We start from the raw sequence: 15271 nt of genomic DNA, 5'->3' as shown, positions 1-15271 counted from the left end.
TATTTTTGCTTATATCATATTGGTTAAGATACCGTTTCATGGGTTAAATGAACATAGCTAGGCTTTGATTCTGCGCATTAAAATAGAAACTACCTTGCTGCAACTTCCCCATTATTCATAGAGATTTGTGATCCAAACGGTTTGATATGGTTGCAAAGTAATATTATGAGTTTGGCTATCGATTACATTGCCTGAAATAATATCTTTCCAATTATCCGTGGTGATCAAATTCATGTCTGCCAAATTCAAATTTTGTGCTTCTAAACTTACGTTACTGACACAAAAGATACTTTGCTGTCTATCAACACTTTGACGCCAATAGCCAAATAATTGCCCACCTAAATGCAAAGTAAACTGCGTGGCATTAGGATTAAAAGCCGGTTGATTGGTACGAAGGTTAATTAAGGCCAACATTCGGTTCAGCACTTGACTATTTTGGGTATGCTTTTGGTCTAACGCTTCGGTCAATGCCGTATAATCCCAACGGTGACGGTTAATCGAACGGTTTTGATTGGTATTTTCTACCTTTTCATAATCATTACTGGTGGCTAACAAACTATGAATGTAAATTCCCGGAATACCTTCTAGCCCGAGCATAATCGCATGTGCGCAAATAAAACGTTCGGTGCCATATTTATCTTGCCCTTGATTGGTACCTTGCAAGGCATCAAATAGAGCGATATTAATTTCATAAGGCTTTTGTTCTCCATTTTCACCAGTACGCCATGACACACGACCACCAAATAATTGCATGGTATTGAGCAAGTTATTAATTTCTTTATCGCTTAAAAGCCCTTCTGCTGGGCGTAAGCCAATACCGTCGTGGGAAGCAATAAAGTTAAAATACGTTGTGCCTCGTTGTGCTGGTGGCATGCCCATTAACCAACGTTTTAGGTGATCACAACTTCCGGTCACCAATGTGTTGAGTAATAACGGCGGTAGTGAAAAGTTGTAGATAGCATGTGCTTCATTCCCATTACCAAAGTAAGTTAAGTTTTCATGGTTGGGAATGTTGGTTTCCGTGATAATAACGGCTTGAGGTTCTGCTTGTTCTATTAAGCTTCTTAATAAGCGAATCGCTTCATGGGTTTGTTCTAAATTGATGCAGCTAGTGCCAATTTGCTTCCACAAGAAGGCAACGGCATCTAAACGAAAGATCTTTATACCGTGGTCGAGATATTGGCGAATAATTTCGACAAAGGCTTTTAAAACTGCAGGGTTACGGAAGTCAAAATCAACTTGATCAGGGCTAAAGGTACACCACACATATTTCATACCTTCAGGTGTTTCAACTTCTTTAAGTAAGTCGGATGTTCTTGGTCTAACAACACCGGTAAGATCATCTTCTGGTGAGGCGGTATAAAAATAATCGCAGCCTATTCCTTCAGATTTTTTAAAGTTTTCAAACCATGCACTTCGCGCTGAACAATGATTAATGACGAGATCTGACATCAAATTAAACTCGCTCGAAATCGCCTCAACATCTTTCCAAGAACCCAGTGATTCATTAACACTTGAGTAATCAATCACCGAGAAACCATCATCAGAGCTGTATGGGAAGAAAGGTAGAATATGCACGCTATTAATGGTTGGGTAACAGTATTTGTGCATAAATTGATGCAAAGTACTTAATGGCGGTTCATCATCGTTGTGAAGGCTGTCGCCATAAGTAATTAAGATCGTGTCTTTTTCCGACCATAATTCTGGTGAGTTTTTGAGTGTACCCTCACTCACATTCGCATCATCTAGTCGCATGATGGCAAATAGTTCATCGGTTAAGCTTTCTATCGTTTGTGGTAACTCAATGCTTTCGTAGATCACAGCTAAATGATGCTGTATTTTTTCCGCAAGTAAGGTGTGTGCATTGGCTGCCTGTACCTTGAGTATTGGCGTTTTTTTGATGGTATTATCTACTGTCATAAAGCCACTCCTTGCTTTTCACCTTTCAGTTCGCTGTTTATGTTAGCTTTTTGAATCGTGTGCTGATTAAACTCTTCATTATCTAACTCTACGGCTTCAACTAAGCGCTCCATCACATCTGGCATGGCGCTCACCACTCGGTTCCAACTTGGAATGAAAGGAGTTTCCATCGGGTTATCTAAAAAGCTTTGCCCTGCTGTCATAATGTTTTGGGCGAACATTTCAACGGCTTTTTCTTCCATATGAACATCAAGCGATAAACCATTCATTAAAGCATCGTTATGGTAGGCTTCAACAAAGTCGAGAGCGATACGATAATAGGTGGCTTTTAATGATCGAAAACGTTCGGTATTAAAGGTTTCCCCTTGCGTGGCCAGTTTACGAAATAGTGATTTTGTAATATCTATCGACATTTTAGATAAACCGCCATCAGTGTTATCTAAAGATAAATCTTGGTGTTTATGATCGTAGGTTTTGGCGATATCGACTTGGCATAAACGGTTACTGGCATAGTTACGCTGCATTTCAGATAAGACACCGATTTCAAGCCCCCAATCACTAGGGATACGGATATCGTTTAGCACATCACGACGGAACGAAAACTCACCTGCCAAAGAGTATTTAAAGCTATCCATATAATCTAAATAAGCAGTTTGATCGGTCACTCGTTTTAGTGCTTTGAGTAAAGGCGTCACTAATAACCGAGCAACCCGACCGTTCATTTTTCCATTGGCAACACGAGCATAATAGCCCTTACAAAATTCGTAATTAAAGCGTGGATTGGCCACTGGGTAGATTAAGCGAGCCAATAAATCACGTTCATAAGTGACAATGTCACAATCATGTAAGGCTACCGATTCTGCTTTACCTGTCGCTAATACATAACCCATGCAATACCAGACATTACGGCCCTTCCCAAGCTCTTTAGGTGCTAAACCAAGTTCGGCTAATTCTTTATCTAATGCTTGTAAACGTGGGCCATCATTCCATAACACTCGGTGATGCTGCGGCAGTTCGTTAAAAAAGGACAAAGCATGTTTATATTGTTTTAAATCAGCTCGGTCTAAGCCAATAACAATTTGTGAAAGATAAGGCACTTCTTTGAGGTTTTTTACGATATTGGGTAAGGCTTCCCCTTCTAACTCAGAGAATAAGGAAGGTAAGATCAAAGCCATTGGACGTTCTTTTGAAAAACTCACCAGTTCAGCTTCGAGTTCTTCAATCGGCCTCTCCGATAAGTTATGTAAGGTGGTCACTATTCCATTTTGATAAAAATCCGCCATGTTGCCTCCTGCCGTTCATGTTTAGGTTTAATCCCTGCTGTTATGCTTTTATTTATTCTATTTTTGTTTTCCTTGGGTCTGAGTTCTTCGTGATTAGCTATTAATTTCAATACGCTAACTGGAGTGTAATAGGTGATTAGAAAGTAGTGCTCGTATTTCTTGATCCCAACCTCTAGGGCCAAATGCTTGGCTATCGATAACGCCTTCAGTACGTTCCAAGATTGGTTTGTCGTGATGTTTTGATGCGATTCTAACGGCGATACCAGCACGTTCTAACATCGCCACATCATTTTGGCTATCTCCTAACGCGATGCTAACCATCGATTGATTCGGCATATCTATTTGATATTGTTCAAGTAGCCACAACATGGCTTGGCCTTTATCGTTGTGATCTGAAATATGTAAAAAGCGACCGCCTTGTAATACTTGTGCGCCTTGTTTTTCTAAATGTTGAATAAATGCGACTTTTTGAACATCATCACCGAGCCAGTAAACAGGTTCACCACATTCACGTTGATTGGCTTTCATCGCATTGTCATAGGTTAAGCCAGTAAGCTTGCACAACTCGCTTGTCGTCATTTGATAAAACGCACGAAATAGCCCATTAAAATCTAAAGAGGCTTTTTCTAACAACGCTTGCCAATGTGGACGTGGTAAAGAAAAGTACTTCACCCAATACTCACCCTTAGCAACACAATCTCGCGGCTGCTCTGGAAATGACGACATAGGGAAATAGACCGCCGCACCATTTTCAATCACAAATGAACAGGTTAATCCCAGCTTTGTTCTCAGTTCGATAAGCTCAGCAAACGTTTTACTGGTGTTTGGAATCACATCAATCTGGGCTTGCTTTAATTCTTTTAGCAAGCCTTCCACCGGTTTTGCGCTGTAATCATCATGATCAAGCAAGGTGCCATCCAAATCGGTAAAAATAATCGGAAGTTGGTTGCGGTTAAGCATCAAAATGGAAACTCTGGTTAATCGTGGGTTTTACATTGTCACTTGCATCAATATGGTGCAAAACGATAGGCATACCATATGGACTAGTGCTAAAAATGGTCGTTTTCGTTTCTGGTCTTTCTTCTAACAAGCTGAAAATTAAAGATAACCACATAATTCACACTCCTTGTGCATTGAACAATTCGCTTTCTCTAAAATAGATCAATCAAGAAACGTGCCATAGGAATGAATAATTTTGGTTTTATGTTTAAGAAAGGATCAAAAAAGCCTTGAAGAAATACTATTCATCCAAGGCCCTTTATTAACATTGATGCCGTTTAAAATCTTGAAATGCTAAGGCTTGCGGGCCATATCTTTATTAGTTAATCGCACACCTTTTATCTGAGCAAATACCTTTTGACCTGTTTTAAGTTGAAGATCGTCGTAAGCCCAAGCGGTAATATTTGCCCAAAGGCTTAATCCAGAACCTAAAGATAACCGTAATGAAACGGGTTGAGTAGGATCGGTCACTTTAGCCAGTTCTACGATCGTTGCAGGTATAATATTTCGCATAGATGTATCTTTGGCTTGCGATAGAGTAATGGATACATCACTCGCATGGATCCGAACACGTAACGATTCCCCTTTCTTAACTTGGATCCCAGACATCCACACACCGATATTTCGAGCCAATTCCACATAAGATAAAGCATATTTAGGGTGATGTTCCGTTAGCATACCTTTGAATAAGGTGCTTAATTCGCTATTTTTCTGCCAAGGTTGAAATGCAGTTGACCGCCACATGGTTTCAATATCACCTGACGCTTTTATTTGTCCATCTTCAATTAACAACATGTGATCAGCGAGGTGCAAAATTTCTTCTAAGCTATGTGTGACGTATAAAATTGGAATGTTGATTTCTTGTGAGAGTTTTTCAAGAAACGGCATCACTTCTTGTTTTCTTGGCAAATCAAGCGATGCTAATGGCTCATCCATTAATAACATTTCTGGTTCGGACAATAACGCGCGGGCAATCGCACAACGCTGTTTTTCTCCACCCGACAAATCCACTGGATAACGATCCAATAAAGTACTTAAATCTAAGAGCTGAACAATTTGATCAAAATGATTTCTATCGTAATGACGACTCGCACCATAAAGTAAATTACCTTTCACTTTATAGTGTGGAAATAAGCGAGCCTCTTGAAACACATAACCAATTTTACGTTTATCAATAGCAATATTAATATTCTTATTCGAATCATATAAGGCACGCTCACCCACAATGATCTTTCCAGAATCAGGATTATTTAAGCCACTTATTGCATTGATAATGCTAGTTTTTCCAGCACCAGAACGCCCAAAAATAGCAGTAATGCCATGCTGAGGAATGTCCACATTGATATCTAACATAAATTGTTCGAGTTGTTGCTTGAAGGCTAACTTAATCATGCGTTGCCTCCTTTAGCATTACCCGTAGAAACGCCCAGTTTTTTCTGCGTTTTTTGTGTTAACCATTCCGAGCAAAGTAATGACAGCAATGCAATGATAATGGATATTACACACAACCTAGCCGCTTGAAACTCAGCACCCGGAGTTTGAATGAAGTTGTACATGGCAAGCGGTAATGTTTGAGTTTGATTAGGAATATTAGCCACAAAACTGATGGTTGCACCAAACTCGCCTAAACTACGCGCAAATGAAAGCATGGCTCCCGTGATGATGCCGGGCAGAACTAATGGCAATGTTATGGTAAAAAAGACTTTTATGGGCGAAGCACCAAGCGTTCGTGCCGCTTGTTCCAGTTTAGGGTCTACGTTCATCAAACTTAAACGAATGGCTCGTACCATTAACGGCAAGGCAACAACGGCCGATGCTAATGCAGCACCCTTCCAGTTAAAACTAAACACTAGCCCGAATTGCTCAAATAGAAACTTACCGATTACTCCTTGTTTACCCATGGTTAAAAGTAATAAATACCCGATCACAACCGGAGGTAAAACTAAAGGGAGGTGGATAACACTATCGACCAATTTTTTGCCCCAAAACTCTTTTTTTACCAGCAACCACGCGAGAAAAACCCCAATAGGAAGAAGCCATAACACAGCAGTAGCAGATACCTTTAAACTTAACAGTAACGCTTGAGTTTCATAATCCGACAGAATCAAATCTGGGCTTCCTTTTAATGAGCATTATTGCGCCACGAGTGGAGTAAATCCATATTTTATAAATGTTTGACTCGCCTCTTGGCTGGTTAAAAATTCGAAGAAAGCTTTACTTGCCTCTTTATCATTAAGTGTTGTAGCGGGATAAATAATCGGGGAATGAGTGCTTTCTGGAAACGTTTGTACGATGGTGACTTTTTGACTCATTAATGCATCGGTTTTATACACAATGCCAAATGGCGCTTCCCCTCGCTCGACTAATGAAAGTGTCAGACGAACATTATTACTTGGCGCGGTTTTATGTTGTAAAACCTTCCATAATCCCATATTTTCAAGGCTTTCTTTGGCATACATACCAGCAGGTACACTACTGGTTTCACCGATAGCTAAACGTTGCTCTCCCAACAATTGAGGTAATTCTTCAAACGTTCCAGCATTCACTTGTGCATTATTTTCATTGCCAGAACCAATCAAAACTAAGTTATTGCCGACAAGATTGATCACTTGATCTTTGGTGGTGATCCCTTGATTTTGAAGGTAGTCCATCCACTTAGGATTTGCCGAAATAAACACATCTGCCGGTGCACCTTGTTCAATTTGACGTGCAAGTGTTGACGATCCAGCATAAACCGACACGACTTCATCACCGGTTTGTTTTTTAAAGGCAGCGCCCAACTCATCAAGCACATTGGTCATGGATGAAGCCGCATAAACATGTATTGTGTCGGCTGAAATCGCATTAGATGACGATACGCCGATCATCATTATCAATGCTAATTTATTGAAATATTTCATTATTCATTCTCTTTACCAAGATAAGTCGGGCCATAGCTTTTTAAGATCAAGATGTTCTTCAATTGCATCTGCTATCAGATTAATTCCATGCTGTTTTTGATCCGTATGATTATAAACCGTATTGAAATCATTCATTCCCGCCCAGTGAAGAATCGATTTAAAGGCGTCGGCATGCTCAAAGATACCATGCAGATAACTACCAAATATCTGACCACATTCACTCAAGTTACCATCGGCAACTTCTGCATTATTATCCTGGCTTATATTGCTATTTTTGATCAAAAGAGGCTGATAGCCATTCACGGTTGTCACGCCAGCATGAATTTCATAACCGGTGACGCTCACAGGTACTTGATTAGGAAATTGTAACTGCCCTATCACTTGTTGTAATTGCTTTTGATCAGCTAAAACGGTTTCAATGTTCAAATAACCAAGCCCTGCCGAGCAACCTGCTTCGCTTTCTAGCCCTTTAGGATCATTAATGGTTTTACCTAACATTTGGTAACCGCCACAAATCCCCATCAATTTACCACCAAAACGAAGGTGACGTTCGATATCTTTCTCCCAACCTTGGCTTCGTAAGTAATCAAGATCAGAACGAACAGATTTAGAGCCGGGAAGAATAATTAAATCAGCCCCTTGTAAAGACTCCCCTTTACCTACGTATTGAAAATCAATATCAGGATGCAAACGTAAGGGATCGAAATCGGTATGGTTACTGGTGCGAGTTAACACAGGAACACGAACCGTGAATTTCGCTTTTTCGCTATCACTATTACGGTCACTCAGAACTTGCTCGCTGGTGATCGCATCTTCCGCTTCAATATTCAAACCATGAAGATACGGCAAAACCCCAATAACGGGTTTACCTGTTTTCTCTTCTAGCCAGTCTAAGCCGGGTTCAAGTAACGTTATATCACCACGAAAACGATTAATCACAAAACCAATGACTCTGTTTTGCTCTGATTCTGACAGCAAAGCAAGTGTGCCATACAGGTGGGCAAATACACCGCCACGGTCGATATCGGCCACAATGATCACTGGAACATTGGCTTCTTCGGCAAAGCCCATATTGGCAATATCATTTTCACGTAAATTGATTTCAGCAGGGCTGCCCGCACCTTCAATCATAATCGATTCAAATTCCGAGCGTAGCTTGGCAAAAGAATCCATCACATAGGGCATTGCCACTGTTTTATAACCATGAAATCCGATTGCATCCATAGATTGCAGTGCTTTACCTTGAACGATAACTTGAGCTCCAATATCACTGTTAGGTTTGAGCAATACCGGATTCATGTGAACCGTCGGTTCAATACCAGCGGCGAATGCTTGAACGGCTTGGGCGCGGCCGATTTCTCCACCATCCTTAGTCACAGCACTGTTTAATGCCATATTCTGCGATTTGAATGGAGCAACATGGACACCTTTACGGTGTAGAACACGGCAAAGTCCCGCCACCAGCACACTTTTACCAGCATCTGATGTTGTCCCTTGGATCATTAAGGCTTGAATAGGTTTAAGCATAAAAATTCTCTGTATCTTGTTTTACATTCTTCATTGAAATCAACCGAGTGGCCGAGGTTAATACTAACAGGTCATTAAATTTGATAAATTTCAATTGGTAACCCATCGGGATCTTGAAAGAAAGTAAAAGCTTTACCTGTAAGAGCATCAATACGAATTGGCTCACATTCCACACTTTTTGACGTTAATTGAGCGACGGTTGCTTGTACATCATCAACAGAAAATGCCAGATGACGCAGGCCACAAGCTTCTGGTTGATTCACACGCTTAGGTGGATGTGGGAATGAAAAAAGTTCTATTTGACTGTGCTCTGAAACCGCCAAATCCAACTTATAGGAATCGCGCTCAGCTCGATAAGTCTCATTAATCACTTTAAACTCGAGGATTTGCGTATAAAAGATTTTTGAACGCTGATAATCAGAACAAATGATCGCGATGTGATGAATCGACTTAAACATGAGAAATGGCCTTAGTTTCGTGAGTAGGTTGGTATGTGATAGAAGCGAGTAATTTCAGGTTAAGTCGATTTAGAGCGGTTGATATGGATAAATGGATCTTAATCAGAGAGTTCTAAAAAAGCCCCCTATTAAGGAGGCTTTCAAAATAGCGCTTATTTTTTCTTTTCAACCGCAACTTTCGGTTGTACAAACTTACGGCTTACGTCGACGATAGCCACATCACGGAAGAAGCTACGACCTAATAATAAGCCATAATCCATGTGTGTACGGTCTGCAAGTGTGAAAGGTGTTTTCACTTTTAAGTCACCAACACGAATCCAACCTTCAACGGCATAACGCTCAAAAGTTTTATCTGAGTTAGATTGGCGAATAAATTTAGTTGAAACAACCGGCAATTCAATTTCTTTTGACTGACGTTTGTCATGGGCAAGTTTGAATTTCACCCATTTTTTTCCATCGCGCTCAAAAGGTACGATATCAATAGCACTGATGGAAGATGTCGTTGCACCGGTATCAATACGCGCAACAACATTGACATCTAAACCTTCTAGATGAACCCATTCCGTTTGACCTAAGATCAATTTCCCATCTGCGCTTTTTTCACCCGTAGTTGCCGCTGATGATTTTGGCTTAACGGTTGGCATTGGCTTAGGTTTCACATTTGGATGTTTTTCCATCGGTGAAAGTGTTGATGTGTCTTTTCCATCTGTCTTTGCCGTTTGACTCGCCGTTTCCTTGCTTGTCGTCGTGGTCGTTTTGCTGGTGTCCGTCGCTGTTTCTGTCGTGTTCGCTTTCGCATCGGTTGTTGCAACTTCAGGTGACGTTGCACAGCCTACTATTGCCACAGACATAATAGCCGGAAGGAAAAAACCCCATTTCTTCATGTTTACTAACCTTTTTTATTCGTTTAGATAAAACTATGTTTATTGTTCAACACTTATCTATTGCTAAAGAATACTTTACCGCGCAAGTGTATGAATTGCATTTGCGACGTATTGTATGTCTTTTTCTTGCAAACCTGCAATGTTAATACGGCCGTCGCCAACACCATAAATTCCATAGTCTTCACGTAATTGCATCATTTGGTCACTTGAAAATCCTAGCACAGTGAACATGCCTTTGTGTGACTTTATAAACTCAAATTGTTCATTATTGTGTGCATTGACTAATTCTTGACACAGTGCTGTCCGTAAACCAACCAAACGTTGCTGCATTTGAACCAATTCTTGCTTCCATAATGCCGTTAACGATTGATCTTGCAAAACTGTCTTCACTAGAGCAGCCCCATGATCGGGCGGCATAGTATAAGTTGAACGAGCTAAAGTAAGTAGTTTACCTTTAGCATTATTAGCTTCTTGTAGATTTTTACCTACGACGATGGCTGCGCCAGTACGTTCACGGTATAAGCCAAAATTCTTAGAACACGAGGTCGTGATCAGCATTTCTTCAACATGATTGGCCATGTGCTTAACACCAATGATGTCTTGCTCTAATCCATCACCAAAACCTTGATATGCGATATCAACAAATGGTGTAAAACCATTCTTTAATGATAGCTCCGTAATTGCTTTCCAATCATCAATACTGATATCAGCACCTGTTGGGTTATGACAGCAGCCGTGAAGCAATACAACATCACTTGGGCCTGCTTGAGATAATTCTTCCAGCATTTTAGCCGAATCAACTTGTCGCGTCTCAGGGTTGAAGTAATGGTAATAACGCACTTTTAACCCAGCCGCTTCCATAACAGGACGGTGGTTAACATAGCTTGGATTGCTGATCCAAACTGTAGTATCAGGCTGGGCGATCTTCATTAAATCACCCAACATACGAAGCGCGCCGCTTGCACCTGGTGTTTGAACCGCAGACACACGCGAATAGGCTGATGTATCTTGAAGCAGTAAATCGATCATGCATTGATTAAATTCTTCACAACCGGCTAAACCAACATAAGCTTTGGTTGCTTGTTGCTCTGCTTGTTGAAGTTGCGCTTGCTTAATTGCTGCCATGATTGGCGTTTGGCCTTCGCTGTTTTTATAAACACCGATACCTAAATCGACTTTTTCAGCACGAGGGTCACTTCGATAAGCAACAGATAAAGACAAGATTGGATCTTGTTGAGGGGCAGAAAGATGAGAAAGCATGAATACACAACCCTGTGTTTAGTGATAAAAATTCAAATTACCACTCCCCCATAAAAAAATCGACGAGATTTTCTCTAACTCGTCGATTTTGTGTTGATTTCAATTCAATTTCTTAACATCTATTTTAAATAGTGGATAACTTGGTTGCTGCTACCTCGCCACTGTAAACTTGGATCTGCAAGTGCTTGCTCAAATTTTCCATCGATTAACACGTCGATATTTTCTATAACTTGTTTTTGCAAATCACTTAAGCCACCGAGTACATACCCTGTCCACATCCAAATATCTTTATCAGGGCATTCTGCCTTGACTCGCTTAACCAACTTTAAAACCGCTGACACGTTTTGAGGGTGTAATGGATCACCTCCAGATAAAGACAAGCCACGGCGATAAATTCGATCATCTTGTAAATCTCGAATAATGGTATCTTCATGGTTCTGGGTAAATTCAACCCCGGAATTTAATGACCAAGTGCTCTGGTTATAACAGCCTTTACATTGATGAACGCACCCTGAAACAAACAATGTGCACCGCGTACCAGGGCCATTAATAACATCCACAGAATAATATTGAGAAATATTCAAAACCTTTCTCCTAACTTAACGGGCGATCTGACTTAAGCATGGCTTATAGATGTTTGATCACGCCTTATAAATGCTTAACACGTCGTTTCACTTCTTCTTGTTTACCCTCATTAAATGGCCGTGCATCAGGGCTTCCCAAATAGCCACACACTCGCCTCGTTACGGACACTTTCGCAGAATCATGGTTGCCACATTTAGGGCATGTGAACCCCTTACTGGTACATTCGAATTCACCGGTATAACCACATTCATAACATTCATCAATTGGCGTATTCGTACCGTAATAAGGCACTCGGCTATAGCTGTAATCCCAGACATTTTCTAATGCTTCAACGTTATGTTGCATATTGGGAAATTCGCCATAACAAATAAAGCCACCACTTGATAATGATGGGTATGGCATTTCAAAATCGATCTTATCGTATGGTGTGGCTTTTTTTTTACATCTAAATGGAAACTGTTGGTGTAATAACCTTTGTCCGTTACGTTTTTGATCACGCCAAATTCCTTGGCATCTAAACGACAAAAACGGCTACACAAATTTTCACTTGGCGTGGCATACAAACTAAACGCATAACCGCTTTCTTTTGCCCATAGATCGACATGACTTTTCATAAAATCAACGATTTTGATGGCTTTTAGACGCAAAACCTCATCATCATACACATGGTTTGAATCACCATATAATGCGCTCACGGTTTCATGGATCCCGATGTAACCAAGTGAAATGGATGCACGTCCGTGTTTAAAAATATCAGCAATATAATCATCGGCCTTTAACCGAACGCCACACGCTCCTTCCATATACAGAATCGGAGCGACTCGTGCTTTTACATTTTCTAATCGATGAATACGCGTATCCAATGCGCGCTTAGCCAGCTTTAGTTTTTGCTCAAGTAACGCATAAAATTGTGCTTCATTACCTTCAGCATGAATTGCTATACGCGGCAAGTTAAGGCTAACCACACCGAGGTTATTTCGACCATCGTGGATCAATTCACCATGTTCTTCATAAGTATTTAAGAAACTACGGCACCCCATAGGCGTTTTAAACGATCCCGTTACTTCCACAACTTTGTCATAGTTGAGAATGTCTGGATACATACGTTTAGTTGCACATTCCAAGGCCAGTTGTTTGATATCGTAATTAGGATCGCTCGATTTATGGTTTAACCCATCTTTAATGGCAAATACCAATTTAGGGAATACCGCTGTTTTACGGTTTTTACCTAACCCAGCAATGCGATTGCGTAAAATAGAAGTTTGGATCAATTTACTTGCCCACGATTCCCCTAAACCAAAACCAAAAGTTACAAAAGGAGTTTGGCCATTCGCAGTATGGAGCGTATTAACTTCATATTCCAACGATTGAAAGGCGTCATAACATTCTTTTTCTGTTTGTTTGCGAGCAAACTCTTGAGGATGTGGAATACCCCATTCTTGCGCTAATTTAAGCTGTTTATCATGGCTGGCTAATACATAAGGTTCGAGAATTTCATCAATTCGGTTAATCGTGGTGCCACCATAAATATGGCTAGCAACTTGTGCGATGATTTGAGCTGTCACCGCCGTTGCTGTTGAAATCGATTTAGGTGTGTCAATTTCGGCATTGCCCATTTTAAACCCACACGTCAGCATGCCTTTTAAATCGATCAGCATACAATTAAACATTGGGAAAAACGGTGCATAATCTAAATCGTGGTAATGAATATCTCCCAATTCATGAGCTTGTACGATATCACGCGGCAAAATGTGTTGTTTCGCATAATGTTTAGCCACAATGCCCGCCAGCAAATCACGTTGAGTAGGGATAACTTTGCCATCTTTATTGGCATTCTCATTCAATAAATCCGTATTGTTTTGCTCAATTAAACCTTCAATTTCCTTGGTTAAAGCGCTCGTTTTTTCACGGGCCAAATCTCGGTCATGGCGATATTCAATATAATGGCGAGCTAAGCCCTTGTATTCACCCTGCATTAAGATGTTTTCGACCATAGTTTGAATATCTTGTATATGAATGCCATCAAGGTAGTCATGCTGACGGTCCGTCAATAATTGCTCAACACAACTCGCTAGTTGGTGTGCATAATCGGTCAGAGCTTCATCGGCCTGTTCTGCCGCGCTCAGTACCGCCGCAATAATGCGTTGTTGTTGAAATAACGCTTTTGAGCCATCTCGCTTTATTACTATTAACGTCGCCATCCTAACTGTGCCTCCTAAAGAAATTGATTGCCTAACTCTTCTTTTAAAAACTCGAACATCATCAAGTCACGCTCTCAGAAAAGCATATATAGACAATCTTCTAACAATAAATACAATATATTGTGCATTATCGTTTTAAATACCTAAGGTGAGTTGATCTATATCAAAGGATCTTGATGCCAGAATAAAGTTAGTAAAAGGCCATGGTTTTGTGTCGCATAAATACAAATAAAGCTTGAGATTTTAATTTTTTCTCTATGTAGTCTGTTAATGAAAAGCTATGATTTTGACTCGACCCGTGATCAAAATGTAAAGGATATTAACCTTAAATATGTTCAATAATTCTTCTATTAAGAAAATAAGCCTCGCGTGCTTGCTTTTCGCTTTACCACTGACGTCGGTATTGGCTGACAGCTTAAAAGTAACCACGTGGAACATGGAATGGTTAACCATAAGACCTGTCGCTTCAATCCCAGAAAGCCGCCGAGACGGTCAAGATTTTTCGTTACTTAATAGTAAGATCCAAAACATCAATCCAGATATCTTAGCCTTTCAAGAAGTCGATTCTAAAGCCGCTATTCAAAAAGTGGTGGGGCCTTTCTATCGTATTTATTTATCGGATCGCTCTTTCTCAAGCAATAAAGACCAACAATTTAGTGATATCAATCAATACACAGGCTTTGCTATTTCAAGTCGTTTTAAAGTCACTGATCCTCGAGATCTTGAACTGACTAAAAATTCAAAACTGCGCTTTGCAAGTTACGTGGTATTAAATCGAATCGGGGAGCCTGATGTACACTTACTTTCCGTACATTTAAAGCAAGGATGTGTGGGTCAGAAAACCAAAAAAACCGCTTGTACTCAAGTATTACAACAAGCCAAAGAATTAAACCAATGGATGACAAAACGCTTAACAAATAACGATGCCTTCATTGTAATGGGCGACTTTAATCATAATTTATCATTTCATAATGATTGGTTGTGGCAGGTGTTAAAGAAAGGAATTGAAAAACAAGTTGAGTTGGTCACCGAAACTACTCCGGCATTATGCCAAGTCCAATCGAATAAAGATAAGAATGAATGGTATCGATACCCTCGATTAATTGATCACATTATCATCAGTAAGCCCAGTCGAGGCCAACAAGGTGAACAAGTTTTATTTACTCGGGAAGAAGCATTACATCACCACTTGAGCGATCATTGCCCAGTGGTGAGTCATGTTGATGTGCGAGCAGTAGAATAAGCATTTATTTT

General features: G+C 40.3%; 13 protein-coding genes and 1 pseudogene. 1 reads left to right on the top strand and 13 read right to left on the bottom strand.

Annotated features, from left to right (window positions below; genetic code table 11):
• Nucleotides 1-111: 111 nt before the first annotated feature.
• The 13 genes and pseudogenes from A1QC_RS13520 to nrdD all read right to left on the bottom strand — a co-directional run bounded on the left by A1QC_RS13520 (nt 112) and on the right by nrdD (nt 14017).
• Nucleotides 112-1920 (bottom strand): alpha-amylase family glycosyl hydrolase, encoded by a 1809-nt coding sequence (locus A1QC_RS13520; RefSeq protein WP_017025298.1) that lies wholly within the window; start codon nt 1918-1920, stop codon nt 112-114.
• Nucleotides 1917-3203: a glycosyl transferase gene (locus tag A1QC_RS13515; RefSeq protein WP_017025297.1), complete on the bottom strand. Its 1287-nt coding sequence runs from the start codon at nt 3201-3203 to the stop codon at nt 1917-1919. Before A1QC_RS13515 ends, A1QC_RS13520 begins: the two co-directional genes overlap by 4 nt.
• Nucleotides 3204-3317: 114 nt before the next feature.
• Complete coding sequence (locus tag A1QC_RS13510; protein ID WP_017025296.1) at nt 3318-4163, bottom strand: HAD-IIB family hydrolase; 846 nt, start codon at nt 4161-4163, stop codon at nt 3318-3320.
• Nucleotides 4156-4317 (bottom strand): hypothetical protein, encoded by a 162-nt coding sequence (locus A1QC_RS15560; RefSeq protein ID WP_017025295.1) that lies wholly within the window; start codon nt 4315-4317, stop codon nt 4156-4158. Before A1QC_RS15560 ends, A1QC_RS13510 begins: the two co-directional genes overlap by 8 nt.
• A 179-nt stretch (nt 4318-4496) precedes the next feature.
• Nucleotides 4497-5594, bottom strand: a complete 1098-nt coding sequence (gene modC / locus A1QC_RS13505) for a molybdenum ABC transporter ATP-binding protein ModC (protein ID WP_017025294.1) — start codon at nt 5592-5594, stop codon at nt 4497-4499.
• Entirely contained in the window at nt 5591-6310 is a 720-nt protein-coding gene (modB, locus tag A1QC_RS13500) for a molybdate ABC transporter permease subunit (protein WP_017025293.1), read from the bottom strand. Before modB ends, modC begins: the two co-directional genes overlap by 4 nt.
• 24 nt (nt 6311-6334) lie before the next feature.
• Nucleotides 6335-7102 (bottom strand): molybdate ABC transporter substrate-binding protein, encoded by a 768-nt coding sequence (gene modA, locus A1QC_RS13495; protein WP_017025292.1) that lies wholly within the window; start codon nt 7100-7102, stop codon nt 6335-6337.
• A gap of 12 nt (nt 7103-7114) precedes the next feature.
• Nucleotides 7115-8629 (bottom strand): cobyric acid synthase, encoded by a 1515-nt coding sequence (locus A1QC_RS13490; RefSeq protein ID WP_017025291.1) that lies wholly within the window; start codon nt 8627-8629, stop codon nt 7115-7117.
• A gap of 74 nt (nt 8630-8703) precedes the next feature.
• The gene (gene gloA2, locus A1QC_RS13485; RefSeq protein WP_017025290.1) at nt 8704-9087 is read right to left on the bottom strand and encodes an SMU1112c/YaeR family gloxylase I-like metalloprotein; all 384 of its coding nucleotides are present in this window, start codon (nt 9085-9087) and stop codon (nt 8704-8706) included.
• A 152-nt stretch (nt 9088-9239) separates the two neighbouring features.
• Entirely contained in the window at nt 9240-9971 is a 732-nt protein-coding gene (locus A1QC_RS13480) for an ATP-dependent zinc protease family protein (protein ID WP_017025289.1), read from the bottom strand.
• Between the two features lie 75 nt (nt 9972-10046).
• Entirely contained in the window at nt 10047-11231 is a 1185-nt protein-coding gene (locus A1QC_RS13475; protein ID WP_017025288.1) for an amino acid aminotransferase, read from the bottom strand.
• 119 nt (nt 11232-11350) lie between these two features.
• Nucleotides 11351-11815: an anaerobic ribonucleoside-triphosphate reductase-activating protein gene (gene nrdG / locus A1QC_RS13470; RefSeq protein ID WP_017025287.1), complete on the bottom strand. Its 465-nt coding sequence runs from the start codon at nt 11813-11815 to the stop codon at nt 11351-11353.
• 64 nt (nt 11816-11879) lie between these two features.
• A pseudogene (gene nrdD / locus A1QC_RS13465) lies at nt 11880-14017 on the bottom strand (anaerobic ribonucleoside-triphosphate reductase).
• 331 nt (nt 14018-14348) lie between these two features.
• On the opposite strand from nrdD, the gene A1QC_RS13460 reads away from it, so the two are divergent.
• Complete coding sequence (locus A1QC_RS13460; RefSeq protein WP_017025285.1) at nt 14349-15260, top strand: endonuclease/exonuclease/phosphatase family protein; 912 nt, start codon at nt 14349-14351, stop codon at nt 15258-15260.
• Nucleotides 15261-15271: the final 11 nt, after the last annotated feature.

This window comes from Vibrio rumoiensis 1S-45 (genome assembly GCF_000286955.2).
GTDB lineage: Bacteria > Pseudomonadota > Gammaproteobacteria > Enterobacterales > Vibrionaceae > Vibrio > Vibrio rumoiensis_A.
The sequence above is the reverse complement of the archived record's forward strand: the minus strand, read 5'-3'. Positions and strand labels throughout refer to the sequence as shown.

Bases quoted from the DNA above. Each gene is read 5' to 3' on its own strand.
- A1QC_RS13520 (WP_017025298.1), bottom strand. From the start codon at position 1,920: ATGACAGTAGATAATACCATCAAAAAAACGCCAATACTCAAGGTACAG.
- A1QC_RS13515 (WP_017025297.1), bottom strand. From the start codon at position 3,203: ATGGCGGATTTTTATCAAAATGGAATAGTGACCACCTTACATAACTTA.
- A1QC_RS13510 (WP_017025296.1), bottom strand. From the start codon at position 4,163: ATGCTTAACCGCAACCAACTTCCGATTATTTTTACCGATTTGGATGGC.
- A1QC_RS15560 (WP_017025295.1), bottom strand. From the start codon at position 4,317: ATGTGGTTATCTTTAATTTTCAGCTTGTTAGAAGAAAGACCAGAAACG.
- modC (WP_017025294.1), bottom strand. From the start codon at position 5,594: ATGATTAAGTTAGCCTTCAAGCAACAACTCGAACAATTTATGTTAGAT.
- modA (WP_017025292.1), bottom strand. From the start codon at position 7,102: ATGAAATATTTCAATAAATTAGCATTGATAATGATGATCGGCGTATCG.
- A1QC_RS13490 (WP_017025291.1), bottom strand. From the start codon at position 8,629: ATGCTTAAACCTATTCAAGCCTTAATGATCCAAGGGACAACATCAGAT.
- gloA2 (WP_017025290.1), bottom strand. From the start codon at position 9,087: ATGTTTAAGTCGATTCATCACATCGCGATCATTTGTTCTGATTATCAG.
- A1QC_RS13480 (WP_017025289.1), bottom strand. From the start codon at position 9,971: ATGAAGAAATGGGGTTTTTTCCTTCCGGCTATTATGTCTGTGGCAATA.
- A1QC_RS13475 (WP_017025288.1), bottom strand. From the start codon at position 11,231: ATGCTTTCTCATCTTTCTGCCCCTCAACAAGATCCAATCTTGTCTTTA.
- A1QC_RS13460 (WP_017025285.1), top strand. From the start codon at position 14,349: ATGTTCAATAATTCTTCTATTAAGAAAATAAGCCTCGCGTGCTTGCTT.